Origin of the sequence: Phocaeicola coprocola, from assembly GCF_041333015.1 — a bacterium.
Lineage (GTDB): Bacteria > Bacteroidota > Bacteroidia > Bacteroidales > Bacteroidaceae > Phocaeicola > Phocaeicola coprocola.
The window spans coordinates 603,195-621,936 of the sequence record NZ_JBGKGM010000001.1 but is presented as its reverse complement, the minus strand read 5'-3'; the positions used below and the strand labels follow the sequence as shown (position 1 = coordinate 621,936).

The following is an 18,742-nucleotide window of genomic DNA, read 5'->3' as shown; positions in this document are numbered from 1 at the left end:
GGTAAAATGTTCAATAACTTCTTTAGTCTTATTTTCTCCTTGCTGAAGCACATTCATTATTTTTGTTGCTTAAATCACTGGACAGATTAAAGAATTATTTCCGTAATCCCTTGTATTATATAGGGAAAACTTCTAATTTTGTATCGTATTTTAATGTATGTAGTAAGAAATTTTAGTTCTAACAATTAAATAATTTAAATTCAATCATTTATGTGGTTAAGTAATTCATCTATTGGAAGGAAAGTGGTGATGAGTGTAACTGGTATCGCCCTTGTCCTGTTTCTGACATTTCACATGGCGATGAACTGTGTTGCTTTGTTCTCGGGCGAAGCTTACAACATGGTTTGTGAGTTCCTGGGTGCTAACTGGTATGCGCTGGTAGCAACTGTGGGATTGGCTGCCTTGTTTGTAATTCACATTATCTACGCTTTCTGGTTGACAATGCAGAATCGTGCAGCTCGCGGTAACGAACGTTATGCTGTAAATGCTCGTCCGAAGAATGTAGAATGGGCTTCTCAGAACATGTTGGTATTGGGTATCATCGTAATCCTGGGCTTGGCTCTTCACTTTATGAACTTCTGGTACAAAATGCAGTTCGCTGAAATCATCGGTAACCCTATGTTGGGTGGTCTTCATGCAGCCGACGGTTATGGCTATATTATGCAGACTTTCTCTAATCCGTTGTTCTTCGTGTTGTATATCATTTGGTTGATTGCTTTGTGGTTCCACTTGACTCACGGTTTCTGGAGTGCAATGCAGACTTTGGGATGGAACAACATGATTTGGATTAACCGTTGGAAATGCATCTCTAACATCTATTCTACTATCATCGTTCTTGGTTTTATGGTAGTAGCTGTTGTGTTCTTTTTGAAGAATATGATGGGTTGCGGTGCTTGCTAATTTAAGTGTAACTGATTTAAACTGAAAAAACATTATGACTAAAATAATTGATTCTAAAATTCCTGAAGGCCCGATAGCTGAGAAATGGACTAATTATAAGGCTCACCAGAAATTGGTAAACCCGGCTAACAAACGTCGTTTGGATATCATTGTGGTAGGTACAGGTTTGGCTGGAGCTTCTGCTGCTGCTTCACTTGGTGAAATGGGATTCCGCGTATTCAATTTCTGTATTCAGGATTCTCCACGTCGTGCACACTCTATCGCTGCACAGGGTGGTATTAATGCTGCAAAAAATTATCAGAACGACGGTGACTCTGTTTACCGCTTGTTTTACGATACAGTAAAAGGGGGTGACTACCGTGCTCGTGAAGCAAACGTTTACCGTCTGGCTGAAGTATCAAATAACATCATCGACCAGTGCGTGGCACAGGGTGTTCCTTTTGCTCGCGAATACGGTGGTACATTGGCTAACCGTTCATTTGGTGGTGCACAGGTATCTCGTACATTCTACGCTAAAGGTCAGACTGGTCAGCAGTTGTTGCTGGGTGCATACTCTGCATTGAGCCGTCAGGTAGGTGCTGGAACCGTAAAACTGTATACTCGTTATGAAATGGAAGACGTGGTATTGGTTGACGGTCGTGCTCGCGGTATCATTGCCAAGAACTTGGTAACTGGTAAATTGGAACGTTTTGCTGCTCATGCAGTTGTTATTGCTACTGGTGGTTACGGTAATACTTATTTCTTGTCTACTAATGCAATGGCTTGTAACTGTACTGCTGCAATGGCTTGCTACCGTAAAGGTGCTTGGTTTGCTAACCCTGCATACGTTCAGATTCACCCGACTTGTATTCCGGTACACGGCGACAAGCAGTCTAAGCTGACTTTGATGTCTGAGTCTTTGCGTAACGATGGTCGTATTTGGGTTCCAAAGAAACTGGAAGATGCAAAAGCATTGCAGGCTGGAACGAAGAAGGGAAGCGATATTCCTGAAGAAGACCGTGACTACTATCTGGAACGCCGTTATCCGGCATTCGGTAACCTGGTTCCGCGTGACGTGGCTTCACGTGCAGCTAAAGAACGTTGTGACCACGGCTTTGGTGTAAATAACACAGGCTTGGCTGTATTCCTCGACTTCTCTGAAAGTATCGAACGTCTGGGTCTTGACGTAGTTCGTCAGCGCTATGGTAACTTGTTCGATATGTACGAAGAAATCACCGACGTAAACCCGGGTGAATTGGCTAAAGAAATCAATGGCGTAAAATATTATAATCCGATGATGATCTATCCGGCTATCCACTATACAATGGGTGGTATCTGGGTTGACTATGAACTTCAGACTTCTATCAAGGGTCTGTTCGCTATCGGTGAATGTAACTTCTCTGACCACGGAGCTAACCGTCTGGGTGCTTCTGCATTGATGCAGGGATTGGCTGACGGATACTTCGTATTGCCTTATACTATCCAGAACTATCTGGCTGACCAGATCACTGTTCCTCGCTTCTCTACTGATCTGCCTGAGTTTGCTGAAGCAGAAAAGGCTGTTCAGGATAAGATCGATCACCTGATGAATATCAAGGGTAAGAAGTCTGTAGATTCTATTCACAAGGAATTGGGTCGCGTGATGTGGGAATACGTTGGTATGGGACGTACTGCAGAAGGTTTGAAGACTGGTTTGGCTCGTTTGAAAGAAATCCGTAAAGAATTCGAAACAGAATTGTTTATCCCAGGTTCAAAAGAAGGTATGAACGTTGAATTGGATAAGGCTATTCGTTTGAATGACTTTATTACAATGGGTGAACTGATTGCTTACGATGCATTGAACCGTAACGAATCTTGTGGTGGTCACTTCCGTGAAGAATACCAGACAGAAGAAGGAGAAGCTAAACGTGATGATGAAAACTTCTTCTATGTAGCTTGCTGGGAATATCAGGGTAGCGATGATAAGGCTCCGGTATTGTATAAAGAACCGCTGGTATACGAAGCAATTAAAGTTCAGACTCGTAACTATAAGAGCTAATCAGTGAAGTTAAACAATTAAAGAATCTAAGTAAAATGGATAAAAATATATCATTTACGCTGAAAGTTTGGCGTCAGAACGGACCTAAAGAAAAAGGTCATTTCGATACATTCCAGATGAAAGATATCCCGGGAGATACTTCATTCTTGGAAATGCTGGATATTTTGAACGAACAGTTGATTGAAGAAGGCAAAGAACCTATTGTATTCGATCATGACTGTCGTGAAGGTATCTGCGGTATGTGTTCTTTGTATATCAACGGACATCCTCACGGACCTGCTACTGGTGCTACTACTTGCCAGATTTACATGCGCCGTTTCAAAGATGGCGATGTAATCACTGTTGAGCCTTGGCGTTCTGCTGGTTTCCCGGTTATCAAGGATTTGATGGTAGACCGTACAGCTTACGATAAGATTATGCAGGCTGGTGGTTTTATCAGTGTACGTACAGGAGCTCCTCAAGATGCAAATGCTATTCTGATTCCGAAGCCAGTTGCTGACGAAGCTATGGATGCTGCTTCTTGTATCGGTTGTGGTGCTTGTGTAGCTGCTTGTAAGAATGGTTCTGCAATGTTGTTCGTTTCAGCTAAGGTTAGCCAGTTGAACTTATTGCCTCAGGGTAAGCCGGAAGCTTTGCGTCGTGCAAAAGCCATGTTGTCTAAGATGGATGAACTTGGTTTTGGTAACTGTACAAATACACGTGCATGTGAAGCTGAGTGTCCGAAATGCGTTTCAATCAGCAATATTGCTCGTTTAAACCGTGACTTTATCAAGGCTAAGTTGAAAGATTAATTCCTTGCTGTAAAGCTTTTATTTGATAGAGAAATCCCTGCTGAAGTAAAATTCGGCAGGGATTTCTTTTTTTTGATAAAATCAAAGTGTTATTTTGTGCGCGCAAACGTCTTTAAATGTAAAATAGTTTTAAACATTTTGTAATATTGTTGTTTGCTCTTGCGTGATATCTTACGAATTATTACATTTGCAATGTGATTTTTTTCATAGTATTAGATTTAAGGTTAACAAGGTTGGGAGAAAGCGTTCTCCCATTTTTTTTGCCCTTTTGTTTGCAGGCTATGTTTGGTTCATCTTATATCAGTTTATATACCCCTCCGGCAAGTGTACGGATTATTCCTTTCATTTCCAGCTCAAATAAAATGCCCGTCATTCGGTTGATGGCGATATTGCTTTCTACAACAAGTGTGTTTATTTGGATTCCGTCGGGGTGCTTTTGGAGTAAGGATACTATTTTTTCTTCATTTTCATCGAGTTCGGGGAATAACTGCCGTTGTATAACCGCAGGAGCTTGTACTTCACTATCCCAGTTCATAGCCTTTATCAATTCCTCGGCGCTCTGAAGCAATACAGCACGATTCGAACGTATCAGTTCGTTGCATCCAGCCGAATACATATCATTGATGCGTCCTGGAAAAGCGAAACAGTCGCGGTGATAACTTTCTGCTATTTCTGCCGTGATAAGTGATCCCCCTTTATTTGCTGATTCGATAACAATGGTTGCGTCACTGATACCTGCTACGATACGGTTTCGTTTGACGAAGTTCTGCTTGTCGGGATTTGTACCACTCATAAATTCGGTAAGCAGTCCTCCGCATTGTGTCATTTCGGCCGCTGTACGCCGATGTACAGACGGATAAATTCTGTCCAAACCATGAGCCAGAACACCTATTGTTTCCATTTTATGTTGCAAGGCTGCACGATGAGCATGTATATCAATCCCATAAGCCAGTCCACTGACAATTATTACATCTGGTAACAATTCTTTCAGTTCACCGATAAATCGCATGCATATATCTTTTCCATAATCAGTCGCATTACGGGTTCCCACCATGCTGATGATATGACGCTGGTTCAAATCACTTATTCCCCGGTAAAACAAGACAAGTGGAGCATCATCACATTCCCGGAGCCGGGAGGGGTAAGCTTCATCATCACAAGTAAGACAGGCTATATGATTTTTTTCTGCGAACGAAAGCTCTGCTTCACAACGCCGCAAAACCTCCGGTGCATCGAATACAGAAGCGATCTTCGGTGAAATGCCGGGAATGATATCTCCCAGATCCTTGGGATGGTCAAAAAGCATAGCAACTTTTCCTTCCGTAGCATCCAGCAGCTTATGAGCTCCTGCAATACCGATTCCCGGAAGTTGAGTCAGTGCCAGACGGCAAAGTAATTCATGATTTTTCATTCGGCAAGATAAGGAGCAAAAGTCGTATCGAAAAGTTCACTGTTGCCCAGTCGTCCGTTTATTACACATACGGTTTCTACCGTCGATTTAATGACAATTTTCATGTCGGGCAATCGGAATATGTCTTGATAGAATACATATTTTATTCCTTCTTTCTTCATATACAGTTTCGAAACGAACTCGTCGCCGCTTTTCAGAGGAGTTTTGAACGCCATAGTCAGACGTGCTACAACCGGATCTATTCCTTCTTCGTGCAGTCGGGCAAAACTGATGCCTGTAGCAGTAAGAAACTCATGTCGTGTGTGCTCTATGTAATGTTGGTAATTGGCATTGTTTACGATGCCTTGCAGGTCACATTCATAATCGCGCACCTTCATTTTCAATTCATAAATGTATTTATCCATGGGGATGATTTTTTAATGTATTCTACAAAGGTAACGAATTATCCGTATATTTGCGGATGTATGGAACAGAATATACCGGCAATTTATGCAGCGCCGTTGCAAGGATTTACGGAGGCTGCCTGGCGCAATGCGCACGAACAGACGTTTGGAGGTGTAGATGCTTACTATACCCCTTTTATTCGTTTGGAAAAAGGTGAAATCCGTAACAAAAATAAGCGGGAAGTACTGCCTCAGCAAAATACAGTAAGTTATCTGATACCTCAACTGGTAGCTTCAGAACCTGAAGAACTGAATCAGCTAGCCGGCTTTCTGGCTTCACAAGGTTATCGGGAGATAGACGTTAACATGGGATGTCCTTTCCCGCTTATAGCCAACCGTGGAAAGGGATCGGGCATATTGCCTTATCCCGAAAAAGTTGCTGCGCTGCTGGATGCGATGCGTCAGTTGCCGGAAATCCGTTTCTCTGTCAAGATGAGACTTGGGTGGCTACATGCCGATGAATGGAAACAGGTATTACCTTTACTGAACGGCTCAGGGGTGTCTCAGATAACTCTTCATCCACGTATCGGAAAACAGCAGTACAAGGGAGAAGTGAACCGTGTTGCTTTTAAGGAGTTTTATGACTCCTGTGAACTGCCATTGGTGTATAATGGAGATTTGTGTACACCAGAAGCTGTTCAAGAGTTGCTGGAGGAATATCCACGATTGAAAGGTGTGATGCTAGGCAGAGGGCTGCTTGCTGATCCTTCGCTTGCCCTATCTGTTCGCAAAGGTCAATCTCCCGATAAAACAACATTATACCGTCAGGTATCTGCAATGCACGGGTTGATGTATGAACATTATTGCCGGATTATTGAAGGAGGCGAGGCTCAGTTGCTTGCCAAACTGAAAACCATGTGGGAGTATTTACTTCCCGATATAGACAAGAAGAGCCGTAAGCTTATCTTAAAAAGTAATCGTCTGGACACTTATCTCAGAGCGGTAGAAGAAGCCTTGCGCTAATCAATAAGAATTTATCAGCAAGAAGTGACAAAAACATCGTCTTCTTTTTTTATTTTTTGTACGAAAGACGGGGACTTTCGTACAAAAAAAAGAGTAAATATGCTGATGTTTTTTGAATATGTGCAGAAGTATTTTCTGCATCGTTTTAATCAATTTGACTTCTTACCTTTTATGCTTTCATAGTTCTGGATTTTTCTTGGTAAATTAACTTCTTTTTGCGAATGCAACATAGTGACTTAGGCATTTTTGTACGTCATTATGTAAAACATGATTCATAATATCAAAACTAGAAGTAAGTGATATGAATTTTGATAATTTGTTCAGATACCATTACAGACCTTTATGCTTGTACGCCATACACTATATTCACGATGTAGATGCAGCTGAAGATATCGTGCAGGAGTGTTTTTCGGTTTTGTGGGAAAAAATGGAACAGGAAGGTGGGGAGATCGTTAATATTAGGTCGTACCTCTATACGATGGTCAGAAACCGTAGCCTTGACTGGCTGAAACAAAGTAGTATGTTCGATACTAGTCTTTCTCCATCCGATCTGGAAGACAGGTTACCCGAGGAAGATGTAGAAGAACGTACGATCATGGAAGCACGTATTTGGACAGCCATTGATTCATTGCCCGACCGTTGCAGGGAAGTGTTTCTGTTGAACAAACGGGATGGCATGAAGTATAAAGACATAGCCGACAAGTTTCATATCTCCGTTCATACGGTTGATAATCATATACAGAAAGCACTTCGACTGATACGTGAGGGAGCATATAAAGTATATACTTTCTTTTTCGGCTAAAATTAGCTTGTTGGCAATAGTGAATTTCAACCTTTGTACAGTCTTGTCTATGAAACTTAAAATCGAAGAAGTATGAAAGATTTAGAAGAAAAATGTCTCCGGTTTGTACTGAAGCATTATCGTGTAAATAAACTTGATACGCAGAAGGCATTGCAGACTTTTAGGCACAAACATGCTATACCCGAAAGCAAGTCAGGTCCTGGCTCGTATGTGATGGCTTTTGCGGGGATAGCGGCCGCTGTACTTTTGGTGTTTGTAATAAAGATATACCTGTTTACTGATGCGAAATGGACGGAGATTACGGCATACGAGCATTCGGTCGATTGTCTGTTGCCGGATAGTTCTGCCGTAATGCTCTATCCTCATTCTTCCATCCGCTATTGTTCCCGTGAATACTTGTCTGTCCGTCGGGATGTCCGTTTGCGGGGAAAGGCTTCGTTTAGGGTTCGTCATCATGCTGCCCGGCCGTTTACGGCAAGTGGCAGATTGTCGGAAGTGAGGGTGTTAGGGACTCGTTTCTTGCTGGATGAAAGCCGGAATGATACGGCATTTGTACACGTTGAGGCGGGAAAAGTACAGTATACGGCTGTAGGACAACCGGATGCGGTAATTCTGACACGTGGAATGAGGGCGCAGGTTGTCAAAGGACAACAGAAACCTCAAGTACTTACGCAGAGAGCACAGACACGTAAAGGTAGCTTTGTGTTCAGCAATACGCCTTTGCAAAAGGTACTCGATGAACTTTCCAGGTATTACAATGTCCGTCTGACAGCTGACAATACGGATAAACGGCTGACTGCCAATTTTAATTCCCGAAGCCTGGATGAAATAATCGAGATAATAGAAAAGGTGCTGAAAGTAAAAATTGAAAAGAAGAAGTGATGAGAACATTTTTCTGTGCTGTTCTGCTGTGTCTGCATGTGGCGGCGAATGCTTCATCCGAATCCACAGAGATGAAAAGAGCGATAGATACCATGCAGGAGGTATATCATGTAAGTTTTGTATACGATTCTGCTTTGGCTGATGTGATGCCTGCGGGCAGACCGTTGCCCGACAAGACACTGACGGAGAATCTGAATATTGTTTTGGGCGGGACTGGTATCAAGTGGGAAATCAAGGATGAATATGTGCTGCTGTTCAGGCAGAACAAGTATACCTTTTCGGGTTATGTCTGTCGGGATAATGGTGAATCACTGATTAATGTGACGGTGTATGACAAGACTACGCGTACCGGAACACTGACTGATGAACATGGCTTTTTCAGTATTACCTTACCTGAGGGGAAGCATGTGCTTCGTGTGTCTTATATTGGCTATGAGGAAGTGGTAAAGGAACTCGATTTGCAGTCTGATTATTTTGGAACTATTTATCTGAAGGAAAGCACAACGGCACTGGCAGGTGTGGAGGTTACAGCAAATCTGAATGATCCGCTTTTTACCACTCAGACCGGAAAGGTTTCTTTTACTCCCGAATTGCTGAATACGGAATTCTCTCTGTTGAGTTCTCCGGATCTTGTCAAGTCCATTCAGAACTTGCCGGGTGTTTCTTCCGGTACGGAATTGCTTTCCGGGCTGTATGTACATGGCGGTCGGAATGATGAGAATATGTTTTTGCTGGACGGTACTCCGTTGTATCAGGTCAATCATTTGGGTGGACTGTTTTCGGCATTCAATACGGACGTGGTGAAGAATGTAGACTTCTATAAGAGTGGTTTCCCGGCTCGTTATGGAGGAAGAACGGCATCGGTCATCGATGTTCGTACCAGGGAGGGGGACATGAAAGAATATCATGGCACTTTTTCCATCGGACTGCTGGATGGCAGGTTCCAGTTTGAAGGACCTGTCATCAAAGATAAGACTTCGTTTAGTTTTGGTATGCGAAGGAGCTGGATGGATCTGCTGACCACACCTGCCTTGTGGATAGCGAATCGAAATTTTTCAGATAAAAATATTAAGACCCGTTACGCTTTCCACGATATCAATGCTAAAATTACGCATCGGTTTTCCGATCGGAACAAGTTGTCGCTCAGCGTATATTCTGCCCGTGATCTGTTCAAGTCGAGAGTGCTGCAACAGTTTCCGGAAGGATATATGTTCCAGAAGTACGAGGAACGGGATGAGAATACATTCCATATCCGTTGGGGCAACTTGTCGGTCGGATTGAACTGGAACGGTCAGCTTACGCCTAAACTGTCGGGCAATGTATCACTGGTGTATGCCCGTAATCTGGCAAAGTATAGTTTCCTGTCGGACGAAAGCTATTATGAACAAGACAAGAGGGTGTCGATGGAACGGATGCAAAGAAGCAATTATTCGACGATTGATGATGTGGGTTACCGGATGGAGTTCAGTTATCGTCCGGCTGCGAGTCATCATATTCGTCTGGGTAGCAACTATTTGTTTCATTTGTATCATCCGCAGCGTATCGCTTCGCAGGATATAAGAGAAACGGCAGGGATTGCCGATACCTTGTCGTCGGCGGGTGAAGGTCGTTATCGGGGGAGTGAAATCTCTTTTTATGTGGAAGATGATATGCAGCTGACCGAAAAGTTGCGGGTAAATGCGGGTCTGCACTATGTCTTGTATCGGGTTACGGGAGCGACTTATCATTCCTTGGAACCGAGATTATCTGTCGGTTACCGGCTTTTCGATTGGGCTACCTTGAAGGCTTCTTATACCGAAATGAGTCAGTTTGCCCATCAGCTTTCGAACTCTTATTTGAATCTTCCTACTGACTGTTGGGTTCCTTCTACCAGTCGCATACGTCCGATGCGTTCACGTCAGGTGGCGGGAGGTATTTATATGAAGCTTCCATGGAACTTGAGCATGGACATAGAAGGCTATTTCCGTATTACCGACCGTATGCTGGAATATGATACCGGTGGTAACCTGACACTTCCTGCCGATAACTGGGAGAAATGGGTGAGGGTAGGCAAAGGAAAATCGTATGGATTGGAAGCCTCACTGGCGTACCGTCACGCGAAGAATGTCTTTCAGGCCAGTTATACGCTGTCGTGGAGCAAGCAGAAATTCGAAGATTTTTACCCCGACTGGTATGCCAGCAAGTTTGACAACCGTCATAAGCTGAACCTGATGTTCCGTCATAAGTTTAATAACCGTATCGATGCGTACGCAGCATGGACTTTCCGTAGTGGCGATCGGGCTACTGTGCCTATGCAGTATGTAGAAAATCCTTCTTTGCCTGGAACCGTCCAGCCGTCTGATGCGGCAGGAAGTTGGGTCTACGAAAAGCCGAACAATATTACCCTGCCAGCCTATCATCGGCTGGATGTAGGCATCAATTTCCGGCGGACAACCAAACGAGGTTTCGAACGTATCTGGAATATCAGTATTTACAATGCCTATTGCCGGATGAATGCTTTCTATACTCAAGTAGAACGGCAGGCCGATGGTAGTTTCAGAGGCAAGGCGATAGGACTGTTTCCTGTAATTCCTTCTTTCAGTTATACTTTAAAATTCTAATAAGGATGATGGTAAAATATATTTCTTTCATGATCATACTTGGGGTATCCTTACTGTTTACATCTTGCGTATATCATTTCGATCTGGATGAGGCGGAAGGAATCCCTAAGTTAGTTGTATACAGTTATCCCGGGAGTGGAGATACAACCGTGGTACGTTTTTCACGCAGTCTTCCAGTCACAGGCAAGGGGGAAATTGTTTCTGGTTTGACAGGGACGGATGTCCGGCTGGAAGTAAACGGTACACCTGTCGGTCTGTTGTGGACGGACAAAGCTTTACCGGGTGTTCCCGCCAAAAGTTATTATACGGTGCAGAGATACGAGGAAGGCGATCGTATCCGGCTGACAGCTTCTGCTGAAGACTTGGAAACAGTTTCGTCTGTTACGACAATTCCAGCTCCGTTTCCGTTGAATTCTGTTCATATGGAGCGAAAGCCATCCGATCCTGGTACGCTTCAGTTTCAGATAAACTTTACCGATAAGGCAAGTACAGTAAACTATTATGCCGTAACGGTGAAAGAAAGAGCAAAGTATTGGAGGGATGGAGATTCACGGGTGTATTATGACGAAGAATATACGGCGTATATGGATTGGAATGATGAACCGCTCCTGAAGGTCTCAGCCGGTTTGGATGAAATTCTTATAGGTGACTATACGTATTATGAGCAGTTGTATATTTGGAGCGATGAGAAGATTCAAGGGAAGAACTACACACTTCGGCTGAACAAAACTTATATATCCGATTATGAAACCTCTATTCAGGGTGAAGTTTATACAAACAGGAAACAATATAAGGTTTGTCTGTATAGTTTGTCGGAAGAGTTCTATCATTATCTGAAATCGATGAATGAACAAGTAAACAATAAATTGGGAGAATCGGAATTGGCTCCTGTACGCCCTACCTATACCAATGTAGAGAATGGTTTTGGACTAGTAGGGGGCTGTCGGATGATGCAGACAGAATGGATGGATGGTGTGAAAGAATGAGTTGGAAGTAATTGATTAAACACAAAAATTGATTGTATGATAAAGCGTTTGACTGTTCTTATATTGTTATTTAGTGGCTGGCTAGTTACTTACGGACAGACAGGCCGTTCCTCAGGTCTGACAATTTATGGAGGAAAAGATATGGTAGGTTATGATATGGTTCCTCCATCAGCCGGGGTACCTCCTTTTGATGCTGGGAAGACTTATTTTGATTCCAGATTCTCTTTAGGTTTCGGTTATCGTTGGCGGTTGAAGCCGATTGATTCCCGATGGTTTTTCGATTTTGCGATAACAGCCGGATATCATCGTTATAAGTATGGATTAAGCTATCTCTCTCCGGACGAGCACATAACTTATGCGGGAAATGCAGGAGTTTGTAATTTGTTGTCGGTTTCTCTCTCCGGAAGTGCGGGATATTATTTGTATAAAGGATTGAATTTGTCTGTAGGGGTAGAATCTGCTTATTATTTTTATGATAAAAATTTTGTAAATGTACCTGTGTTTGTACGTTTGGGTTATGACTTTGGTTGTATGGAAATTGCCATACAATATAAGCGGGGAATGACTCGGAAATTTGATTTATTCCCTTTTGCGAACAACCGTTTGTCTGGCTGGGAATTGATGGTATACATACCTTTGTCTAAAAGAAATACAAATTAATTGAAGGTACAGAAAACGTGCCTTCAACAATAAATTCATAAAAATATTGGTACATACCTAGTGAAATATTGGGCTATATACCAATATTTTTTGTATCTTCATAGATATAAAAATAAATTTTTGCTTCCTCCAGCTCTTTGTCAAAGTTCCGTAAACTACGTTTGAAAGGCAAGGACCTGTTCGATTTTCTCATTAGTAAGACTGTTTTCATCGTAATCGAAAAAGGAATCATAACGTGTTGATAAATCCTTATAAAATATTTGGATAATCTTTTTTTTTTACATTTGTAAATGTAATAATATATAGCATATTGCGATTCTTTTTGCGACTCTTGCAAGGATGTTCTTGAAAACAATTCTTGATATTTTTTATGGTGAACTTTATTAATCAATACTTCGGTAAATTTTTACCGAAAGATTAAAAGTTAAACAACAGAACCGGCAAAAGCTGGTTCGGAAACACTAAAGAGGTCATTGAAATGTTGTCAAAAACGAATGGTTAAGCATGAAGAAATGTGCTGAAAAAAGAGAACTAACCTGCCGATAATAAAGGAGGAAAGTATTGCATAATTCGTTATTTCTTAGTAAATTAGAAGTCTCTGAACTCTTCTGATTATGACTAAAGAAACACTCCTTATGCAATACCAATCCGAGTGCCTGTCGGCTCTCAAATCAGTAGCGAATATACACAAACCTTTTGAAAAAGCATTCATGGACACCATGAAATTATTCATGGCCATCCCGGATCGTATAAATTTCCTTCAATTGGGCAGATATGGCTGTTTCTCAGAACAGACTTATCGCAACCTTTTTGAGCATGAAACTTTCGACTGGTTTGCGTTCAACGGATCTATCATCAGCAAGCATCTCACAGGCAAAAGAAAAGCCATCGCCATCGATCCTTCCTATATTCCCAAATCAGGCAAGAAGACACCTTGGACAGGTTACTTCTGGTCTGGTTGTGCAGGAGAATACAAGCGTGGACTGGAAATCATGGGCATCGGTGTCATTGACATCGACAACCATGAATGCATGACTTTAGGTTCCATTCAGACGCCGGATTGTAAGACCTTGGATAATATGGACAAGAACCTTGTTGACTGGTACAGCTGCTATCTTATCAGCAGAAAAGACAAGCTACAGAGCCTGTCCAGAACGGTGGTTGCAGACGCATTCTTTTCCAAGGAAACTTTCGTAACGCCTATGTGTGAGAACGGTTTCCATGTCATCAGCCGCTTTAGGAATGATGTTGTCCTGTACTATCCGACATTGGAAAAGAAAACAGGAAAACGTGGTCATCCCAAGTGGTTTGACGGCAGGATTGACTTTGCCAATCTGGATTTGACCCGGTGCAAGGAATACGAGGTGAACAAGGGAAAGCTATACGGATTGAGGGTATATGCAAAAGCTCTCAAAAGGTATGTTTCCTTAGCCATCTGGTATCCGATGGACGGGAGGACAGACAAGTGGCAGCTTTACTTCTCTACAGACGATTCCATGGATGGACGCGAGGTGCTGGATTATTACAGAACCAGGTTCCAACTGGAATTTTGCTTTAGAGATGGCAAGCAGCATGCAGGAATCACCAACTGCCAGTCAACCGACTTCAGGAAGTTGGATTTTCACTTCAATGCATCGCTTGCTGCTGTCAACTTGGCCAAAGCGGCATGTAAGAGGCTCGGAATAACCTATTCCATATCCTCCTGCAAGTCTTTCATACACAATGCTTATATGCTTGAACGATTTATTTGCGTGTTTGGGATTAGCCCAGACCCGCAAGTTATTGACAAACTTTTCAAAGAACTCATTTTATTTACTGCCAGAGCCGCTTAGGCTTGGCGAATTTTTAACGAACTATTATATTAATTATTTGTTACTTTAATTCTTTTAACAATGAAAATCAGTTAGTATGTAAGACTTCTTCCATTGATTATGTTTTTATCCAGTAAAGTTTGAGTAATGGGGGAAATAGAATCAATGTAACTTATTATTAAAAAGATAATGCAAATATACAGTAGGAGAGAATCCGAATTTTAGTATAATTACCTTTCAACGTTATAATTGAGAACAACTAATAAAGGTATAACAAAAAATGGTTGGTTTTATTCTCCAGAAATATTCCCAGATGATTTGCAACAATTAATTATAATACCTTCTTATTAATCTAATTAGCTTATGAAAAAGTTTATTTTAAGTTCAGTAGTCCTGTTATTATTTATTTTGATAAGTGGTTGTGATAAAAATGATAAAAATGTTGAGTTTAGCGTTTACGAATTTTATTTCGAACTGGTAGATGAAAATGGAAATCCATTTGTTGATAACATGGATGACATGGAGACACTTGCTGATAAAATGGAACTCAAATGGCTGAATCCTGAAACCTCGAAATATGTAGAGTGTGATTATTTTGACTTAAAGTGGGGCTACATGGAAGATGGGCATTATTATTTTAGTGTGAATAGTACTGATGTTATTGGTGATGGAGATGATCGTACTGCTTCATTTTCTTTTGATTTAGTATGTGAAGATATATTTTCAAAACCGGTGAATATAAAGACCGAATGGATAACTTCTTTACCAACCTATAAGCTATATTATCCGTTGGATAAAATTTATGTGAATGATGTAAAAGCAGAAGTTACTAATATCGATAGAGGAACTATTACTGTTCCTTCTGTTCAAACTATTTATATTCCTTCTATTCAGATAAAAGTAGATACAGTTAAAAATTAGTTACTACTTCGAAATATTATATTTCTTTTTTCTTGAAATACTCATATCCGATGCGGCAGTACAAGCATTTCTTCAGGTCACAGTAATTCTTTTTGAGCTGGATAAGTGCCTGACTGTCGCCTGCATGTGATGCTTCTAGTCCACATTCTTTCCACATACGGATGATGTAATTGTTTTCTGGCTTCAGTTCCTCTAGCAGTTTGGTCGCACGCAGGCATAAGGCGTCGTTCGACTTGTGCTTGCCGTAGGCATAAAGAAATGGTATTACCGTATTGATGATAAGTAAATCGGTTGAGCTTTGGCTGATGGTTTTGGGATGAGAAGGAGAAGGTATACCAAAAGTGTAGTGTGTCAGCCAGTATTCCGATGTTCCACCTTTCAGGAGATTCCGTAATTCGTTCACCGATTCTGCTTCCATCAGTTGTGAGAATAAGCCCTGTGAACGATGGTACAGGCAGGCAAGCTGTGCGATGCGGATATGTGGAAAATTACCTGGACGCAGGCGGAGAAAACGCCAGCGGCAATCAGAAGAAGGTTGTAGTCCGAACTTCTGTTTCAGGTAATTGTATTCTTTTATCATGTTTTCCGTATATGCATCAACAGGCAACTCTTGCAGAAGTCCTGCTTGTCCGAAGAAAAAGGCCTCTATCTGAAACAGATTGTCACGATGTTTGTTGACAGCAGCAAGCGGTACACTCTTCGCCCATAGCTCGAAAGTATCACTGTTTACACCAAATCCGAAATTACGTGCCAGCGTAATGAAAAACGCGTACTCCCAGTCTTGGTTGTATTCATGCAAGTACTTCTCTATTTGCTGCGTTTTATTTTCGAAACGCTCTACCTGAAGCGTAGACAGCCAGCTGTGTAGCAGGAAAGACGGCAGTTGGGGAATGATTCGGAAACAGGCCGGATAGCGGTCGGCGCGGATTAATTCTTCATAATTTTCCAATAGATAAGGTGGGTAGTGTAACTCCATCTGTGGAATAATCTCTCCGTTGCTTCGTGTGGGAACAGCATCTATATCCGAAGCCACATGCAGAATAACCGAATCGTATGTCGGGTCGAGATGATGATTATGGCGGAACCAGTCGGAAGCCTGCTGGTGTATTTCGATGTTTCCTACCCATGTTACATCGTTTATCTTGATTTTTGCATTGAAAAAATCCGGACCGGCATGCATGTTTGCCAGACCGGGATCGATAATTTCAATCGGTTGTCCGTCGGTTGTCTGCAAAGGTTTCAGTGTGAAAAGTTTGTGTTTCCACACGTAGTGCAAGAGTTCTTCCATGTTAATGAGGTGTAAATGTTCGCTAAATGTAATGATTAATAACGAAAAACGTTATCTTTGTGCCTAAAATAATTTGAGATTTATGAAGATAGCATTAATAGGATATGGTAAAATGGGTAAGGAAATCGAAAAGATTGCAGTTGCCCGCGGACATGAAATTGTAAGTATTATTGATGTAGACAATCGTCAGGACTTTGCATCGGAAGCGTTCCGTTCAGCAGACGTTGCGATTGAGTTTACGGCTCCTTCTGTAGCTTATGGCAACTGTCTGGAAGCTTTCAAAAACGGAGTTAAGGTAGTTTCCGGAAGTACAGGTTGGATGGGCGAGCATGGAGAAGAAATGCGTCGTCTGTGTGCAGAAGAGGGAAAAACTCTTTTCTGGTCGTCCAATTTTAGTTTGGGGGTAGCAATTTTCTCTGCTGTCAATAAATATTTGGCAAAGATTATGAACAACTTTCCCAATTATGACGTGTCAATGGTAGAAACACACCATATCCATAAGTTGGATGCTCCAAGTGGAACAGCAATTACACTTGCTGAAGGTATCTTGGAGAACCTGGACAGAAAGAACAAATGGGTTATGGGTACACTTACAGCTCCGGATGGAACTGTAACCGGTACTACAGCGTGCGCATCGGATGAAATGCCTGTAAGTGCAATCCGTGAAGGAGAAGTGCCCGGAATTCATACTATCCGTTATGAATCGGAAGCTGATTCTATCATTATTACGCACGATGCAAAGAACCGCAAAGGATTTGCATTGGGTGCAGTACTGGCAGCCGAGTACACAGCAACTCACGAAGGATTTTTAGGAATGAACGATTTATTTCAGTTTTAAGATATGATACAGGCATCACGTAAGCAGTGGATAAAGTTTAGTATAGTATTAGTTCTGTACCTGATTTTCCTGATCTGGTTGCAGAGCTGGCTGGGAGTGGTTGTTGTTCCTTTTATCTTTGATGCTTATATCTCAAAGAAAATTCCATGGACATGGTGGAAAAAGTCGAAAAATAAAACGGTTCTGGCAGTAATGAGCTGGGTAGATGCAATTGTATTTGCGCTGGTGGCAGTGTATTTTGTCAATCTGTATTTCTTCCAGAATTACGTTATACCATCTTCTTCACTCGAAAAGTCGTTGCTGGTAGGCGATTATCTGTTTGTCAGCAAGATGAGTTATGGAGCACGTATTCCACAGACTCCGCTTCATATGCCTCTTACTCAGCATACACTTCCGGTATTCAACTGTAAGTCGTATCTTGACTGGGTACATTGGGATTACAAGCGTGTTGGAGGTTTGGGTAAGGTAGAACTGAATGACATTGTGGTTTTCAACTTTCCGGCCGGTGACAGTGTAGCTACAGCCGTTCCTGCTGAAGATTTGTATCGGTTGAGTTATCAGGCAGGACAGCAGCTTTCGCAGCCGGTAGATATGTCGCGCCTTACTTTGGAACAGCAGCGTCAGGTGTACGATTTCTATTATCAGGCAGGACGCAAATATATTGATGAAAATCCGCAGATGTACGGTAAGATTATTACCCGTCCGGTCGACCGTCGTGAAAACTATGTAAAGCGTTGTGTCGGACTTCCCGGTCAGACATTAGAGATAAAGAACCGTATTATTTATCTGGACGGAAAAGCGAATAAGGAACCGGATAATGTACAGTATCGTTATTTTGTCAAGACTAAGGGAATGCTTCCTGATGATTTGTGTCATGAACTGGGTATTAGTCAGGAGGATTTGATGATGTATTACACCGAAGAATCGGTTTATAACATGCCGTTGACAGAGAAGGCTAAAGCAGCTTTGCTGGCTCGGAAGGATCTGGTTGTGTCTATAGAAAATACTCCAGATGATGATGCCGGCGGATTGTATCCTGTAAATAAACTGACTGGCTGGACTGTAGACAATTATGGTCCGGTATGGATTCCGAAAAAAGGTGCTACAATCGATTTGACACTGGACAACCTGCCGATTTATGAACGTCCTATCAAGAATTATGAAGGAAATTCTCTGGAGGTGAAGGACGGAAAAATCTATATAAACGGACAGGAAACGACGAAGTATACCTTTAAGATGGATTATTACTGGATGATGGGTGATAACCGTCATAACTCTGCCGATTCACGTTTCTGGGGCTTTGTGCCTGAAGATCATATCGTTGGTAAGCCTATCTTTATCTGGTTGTCACTCGATCAGGATAGAGGTTGGTTCGACGGAAAAGTCCGTTGGAATCGCTTGTTTAAGTTTGTCGATTCGATAAAATGAT

The 18,742-nt window shown here is 42.0% G+C and carries 16 protein-coding genes; 13 read left to right on the top strand and 3 right to left on the bottom strand.

Annotated elements, in window-relative coordinates:
* The first annotated feature begins 210 nt into the window (after nt 1-210).
* From ACDG22_RS02715 to ACDG22_RS02705, 3 genes are read left to right on the top strand one after another with little or no spacing between them, the layout of a single operon-like run.
* The gene (locus tag ACDG22_RS02715; protein WP_007565811.1) at nt 211-900 is read left to right on the top strand and encodes a succinate dehydrogenase/fumarate reductase cytochrome b subunit; all 690 of its coding nucleotides are present in this window, start codon (nt 211-213) and stop codon (nt 898-900) included.
* 34 nt (nt 901-934) lie between these two features.
* Nucleotides 935-2,917 (top strand): fumarate reductase/succinate dehydrogenase flavoprotein subunit, encoded by a 1,983-nt coding sequence (locus tag ACDG22_RS02710; RefSeq protein WP_270230704.1) that lies wholly within the window; start codon nt 935-937, stop codon nt 2,915-2,917.
* Nucleotides 2,918-2,952: 35 nt separating this feature from the next.
* Nucleotides 2,953-3,708, top strand: coding sequence for a succinate dehydrogenase/fumarate reductase iron-sulfur subunit (locus tag ACDG22_RS02705; RefSeq protein WP_007565816.1), 756 nt, complete (start codon nt 2,953-2,955; stop codon nt 3,706-3,708).
* A gap of 295 nt (nt 3,709-4,003) precedes the next feature.
* Here the strand turns inward: ACDG22_RS02705 and dprA are convergent, their stop codons facing one another.
* The gene (gene dprA / locus ACDG22_RS02700) at nt 4,004-5,119 is read right to left on the bottom strand and encodes a DNA-processing protein DprA (protein WP_022125385.1); all 1,116 of its coding nucleotides are present in this window, start codon (nt 5,117-5,119) and stop codon (nt 4,004-4,006) included.
* The gene (locus ACDG22_RS02695) at nt 5,116-5,523 is read right to left on the bottom strand and encodes an acyl-CoA thioesterase (RefSeq protein ID WP_022125384.1); all 408 of its coding nucleotides are present in this window, start codon (nt 5,521-5,523) and stop codon (nt 5,116-5,118) included. Before ACDG22_RS02695 ends, dprA begins: the two co-directional genes overlap by 4 nt.
* A 60-nt stretch (nt 5,524-5,583) precedes the next feature.
* Between ACDG22_RS02695 and ACDG22_RS02690 the strand changes: the two genes are divergently transcribed.
* The 8 genes from ACDG22_RS02690 to ACDG22_RS02655 all read left to right on the top strand — a co-directional run bounded on the left by ACDG22_RS02690 (nt 5,584) and on the right by ACDG22_RS02655 (nt 15,187).
* Nucleotides 5,584-6,525 carry a tRNA-dihydrouridine synthase family protein gene (locus ACDG22_RS02690; RefSeq protein WP_270230706.1) on the top strand — a complete coding sequence of 314 codons (942 nt, stop codon included), beginning with the start codon at nt 5,584-5,586 and terminating at the stop codon, nt 6,523-6,525.
* 301 nt (nt 6,526-6,826) lie between these two features.
* Nucleotides 6,827-7,327, top strand: coding sequence for an RNA polymerase sigma-70 factor (locus ACDG22_RS02685; RefSeq protein ID WP_007565828.1), 501 nt, complete (start codon nt 6,827-6,829; stop codon nt 7,325-7,327).
* A gap of 72 nt (nt 7,328-7,399) precedes the next feature.
* The gene (locus tag ACDG22_RS02680) at nt 7,400-8,209 is read left to right on the top strand and encodes a FecR family protein (RefSeq protein ID WP_022125382.1); all 810 of its coding nucleotides are present in this window, start codon (nt 7,400-7,402) and stop codon (nt 8,207-8,209) included.
* A complete protein-coding gene (locus ACDG22_RS02675; RefSeq protein WP_022125381.1) occupies nt 8,209-10,809 on the top strand; it encodes a TonB-dependent receptor in 2,601 nt (866 codons plus the stop codon). The genes ACDG22_RS02680 and ACDG22_RS02675 overlap by 1 nt, the downstream gene beginning before the upstream one ends.
* Nucleotides 10,810-10,814: 5 nt before the next feature.
* Nucleotides 10,815-11,795 carry a DUF4249 domain-containing protein gene (locus tag ACDG22_RS02670; RefSeq protein ID WP_007565831.1) on the top strand — a complete coding sequence of 327 codons (981 nt, stop codon included), beginning with the start codon at nt 10,815-10,817 and terminating at the stop codon, nt 11,793-11,795.
* A gap of 36 nt (nt 11,796-11,831) precedes the next feature.
* Nucleotides 11,832-12,455 carry a hypothetical protein gene (locus tag ACDG22_RS02665; RefSeq protein ID WP_270230707.1) on the top strand — a complete coding sequence of 208 codons (624 nt, stop codon included), beginning with the start codon at nt 11,832-11,834 and terminating at the stop codon, nt 12,453-12,455.
* 614 nt (nt 12,456-13,069) lie between these two features.
* Nucleotides 13,070-14,287, top strand: coding sequence for a transposase (locus ACDG22_RS02660; RefSeq protein ID WP_370858766.1), 1,218 nt, complete (start codon nt 13,070-13,072; stop codon nt 14,285-14,287).
* A 342-nt stretch (nt 14,288-14,629) separates the two neighbouring features.
* Complete coding sequence (locus ACDG22_RS02655) at nt 14,630-15,187, top strand: hypothetical protein (RefSeq protein WP_270230708.1); 558 nt, start codon at nt 14,630-14,632, stop codon at nt 15,185-15,187.
* 16 nt (nt 15,188-15,203) lie between these two features.
* Here ACDG22_RS02655 and ACDG22_RS02650 read toward each other — a convergent pair whose 3' ends face one another.
* Complete coding sequence (locus ACDG22_RS02650; RefSeq protein ID WP_007567174.1) at nt 15,204-16,475, bottom strand: DUF2851 family protein; 1,272 nt, start codon at nt 16,473-16,475, stop codon at nt 15,204-15,206.
* Between the two features lie 82 nt (nt 16,476-16,557).
* On the opposite strand from ACDG22_RS02650, the gene dapB reads away from it, so the two are divergent.
* Both dapB and ACDG22_RS02640 read left to right on the top strand, forming a co-directional pair.
* Nucleotides 16,558-17,313, top strand: a complete 756-nt coding sequence (gene dapB, locus ACDG22_RS02645; protein WP_007567175.1) for a 4-hydroxy-tetrahydrodipicolinate reductase — start codon at nt 16,558-16,560, stop codon at nt 17,311-17,313.
* A gap of 3 nt (nt 17,314-17,316) precedes the next feature.
* Complete coding sequence (locus ACDG22_RS02640) at nt 17,317-18,741, top strand: S26 family signal peptidase (protein ID WP_007567176.1); 1,425 nt, start codon at nt 17,317-17,319, stop codon at nt 18,739-18,741.
* The last annotated feature ends 1 nt before the right edge of the window (nt 18,742 follow it).